Origin of the sequence: Aeromicrobium sp. Leaf272 (genome assembly GCF_001422865.1) — a bacterium.
Taxonomy (GTDB): domain Bacteria; phylum Actinomycetota; class Actinomycetes; order Propionibacteriales; family Nocardioidaceae; genus Aeromicrobium.
In genome coordinates this window covers 687,088-688,476 of record NZ_LMMY01000009.1, presented here as the reverse complement: position 1 = coordinate 688,476, position 1,389 = coordinate 687,088, and the positions used below count along the sequence as shown (strand labels likewise).

At 73.3% G+C, this 1,389-nt stretch carries 3 protein-coding genes and 1 pseudogene; 3 read left to right on the top strand and 1 reads right to left on the bottom strand.

Translation table 11 applies throughout. The features are described from left to right. From ASF38_RS18940 to ASF38_RS04985, 3 genes and pseudogenes are all read left to right on the top strand, one after another. Positions 1–194 (top strand): annotated as a pseudogene (locus tag ASF38_RS18940) (ATP-binding cassette domain-containing protein); the annotation flags it as partial. 39 nt (positions 195–233) lie between these two features. Beyond that, positions 234–482 (top strand): phosphatidate cytidylyltransferase, encoded by a 249-nt coding sequence (locus ASF38_RS19670; RefSeq protein ID WP_369815170.1) that lies wholly within the window; start codon positions 234–236, stop codon positions 480–482. A gap of 118 nt (positions 483–600) precedes the next feature. After that, the gene (locus ASF38_RS04985) at positions 601–795 is read left to right on the top strand and encodes a DUF1330 domain-containing protein (protein ID WP_235497409.1); all 195 of its coding nucleotides are present in this window, start codon (positions 601–603) and stop codon (positions 793–795) included. A gap of 9 nt (positions 796–804) precedes the next feature. On the opposite strand, the gene ASF38_RS04980 is transcribed toward ASF38_RS04985, so the two are convergent. Beyond that, positions 805–1,356 (bottom strand): copper resistance CopC family protein, encoded by a 552-nt coding sequence (locus ASF38_RS04980; RefSeq protein ID WP_056574066.1) that lies wholly within the window; start codon positions 1,354–1,356, stop codon positions 805–807. Between the last annotated feature and the right edge of the window lie 33 nt (positions 1,357–1,389).

Genomic DNA, 1,389 nt, shown 5'->3' with positions numbered 1-1,389 from the left:
CTCACACCCGTCCGGTCGACGACGTGCTCGAGCGAGCCGGGATCACCGATCTCGCCGACCGCACGGTCGGCCTCTGCTCCGGAGGTGAGCAGCAGCGCCTGCGGTTCGCGCTGGCGCTCCTGAGCGACCCCGAGCTGCTGCTGCTCGACGAGCCGACCACCGGCATGGACGTGGAGGGCCGCCGCGCGTTCTGGAGCGCGATCCGCGACGACGCCCGCCAGGGCCGGACCGTCATGTTCGCCACGCACTCCCTCGCAGGGTCGCTCGCGGCGGTGGCAGCCCTGGCCGCGCTGGGTGCCCTCACCTGGCCGACCGCGGCCGCGGCCGCCGTGGGCGGGCCGGTGGGTGACCTGTTCGAGTCGATGGTCAAGCGCGGCGCGAAGGTGAAGGACTCCGGCACGATGATGGCCGGCGCCGGCGGGCTGCTCGACCGCATCGACTCGCTGCTGATGGCCCTGGCCGTCGTCCTGGTGCTGGACTGACCTGGTGCTGGGCTGACCCTTGGGCACACTGGACCGACCCCGACGAGAGGACCACCCATGGCCGTCGACCCCACCGGATCCGACCTCAAGGCCTTCCTCGCGGCCGATGACGACGNNCGTGTACGCCGGCCGGGGCCACGCCGCACTCGTCGCCGAGGACGGTCAGGCCTGGGACGCCGTCCTCCTGGTCCGCTACCCCTCGCGCGCGGCCTTCGCCCGCATGGTCGCGGACCCGGAGTACCAGCAGGTCACCCACCTGCGGACCGAGGCGCTCAGCGAGGCCGTGCTGCAGCCGACCTCGGCGTGGGGCTGACGGACCGGCTCAGGCCTCGTCCTCGCCGTCGGCCGACGTGAGGCCGGCCTTGACGATGTAGACGATCAGGGCCGACGAGATCACGAGGAAGCCCAGGACCCACAGCGGCGCCCACTTCTGCGTGGGCTCGTCCTCGACCTCGGTGATGGTCACGTCGTCCTGGGAGTTGCCGGCCGACGCCGACGGCTCCGAGGCGCTCGCGCCGGCACTCACCGTGAATCCGACCTGGCCGCTCACGGCGTGGCCGTCGGCCGAGACGACGCGGTAGACGAGCCGGTAGGCGCCGGGCTCGGCGTCGGCGGTGCGCACGCCCACGAGGACCCGACGTCCGGCCACCGTCACCTCGCCGTCGTCGAGCCGGGTGCCCGAGGAGTCGATCACGCGCAGCACCGCGCCACTGCCGATCTCCTCGTTCAACGTCACCGAGACGGTCTGCGGCAGCGCGCTGAGGGTGGCGCCGTCGGCGGGGTCGGACGACTCGACGGACGCGTGCGCGAGGGCCGGCGTCGGCACGGCGAGCAACGCAAGGGTCGCGACGAGACCGAGGACGAACGAGCGCACGGGCTACCTCCAGGAGCGGCGGCGGGAACAGGT